Origin of the sequence: Amphritea sp., assembly GCF_050300915.1 — a bacterium.
Classification (GTDB): Bacteria; Pseudomonadota; Gammaproteobacteria; order Pseudomonadales; family Balneatricaceae; genus Amphritea.
On sequence record NZ_JBNKYN010000186.1, the window covers coordinates 1 to 634 of the forward strand.

2 protein-coding genes are annotated in these 634 nt (G+C 52.4%); both read right to left on the reverse strand.

Annotated features, from left to right (window positions below):
• Positions 1 to 381, reverse strand: a 381-nt coding sequence (locus tag ACQY8X_RS21020; RefSeq protein WP_428037078.1) for an AEC family transporter, incomplete at its 3' end; no start/stop codon positions are given.
• Between the two features lie 56 nt (positions 382 to 437).
• The coding region (locus ACQY8X_RS21025) for a carboxymuconolactone decarboxylase family protein (protein ID WP_428037079.1) at positions 438 to 634 on the reverse strand (197 nt) is incomplete at its 5' end.

Here is a 634-nt window from a genome sequence, read left to right on the forward strand (position 1 = left end):
AACCGGCACGGTGCCCTTCTCACCAAACAGATAGAAAGCCAGCGGCACCCCCATATAGATGGTATTCCCCCAGCCACAGATGAGTGAGATAACCGTGGCATCGAGGCTATCCCGGCTTTTCAGGCCCCGGTAGCCAAACACCCCCAGCAGCATGGTGATCGTGGTGGCAATAAAATAAGCGGTAATAAAGGAGGGATTGACCAAAGCGTCCAGCGAGACCTTAGCCATCGCCAGAAACAGCATCGGTGGTACAGCATAATTGATAATAAAATGGTTGAGCGCCTTCACAGCGCTCATCGGTATACCGCCGGATCTACAGGCAAACCAGCCGCTAAAAACAACGGCAAATACCGGCAAAACAATATTAATGACGAGTTCCAAACACGCTCTCCAATTCGCGGTTTACCACGCCACTAATGACCGTTTAACCTGACTGATCAGCCTTTCAGGTTGTTCAGATCGATGCCTTCCTCTTCCATAATCTGCATCGCGACACGGAAACTGTCGATCGAAGCCGGGACGCCACAATAGATCGCCACCTGCATCAGTACTTCACGAATCTGTATTGGAGTCAGGCCGTTATTCAAAGCCCCCCGGACGTGCAGCGCCAGCTCATGAGGACGGTTGAGGGCGG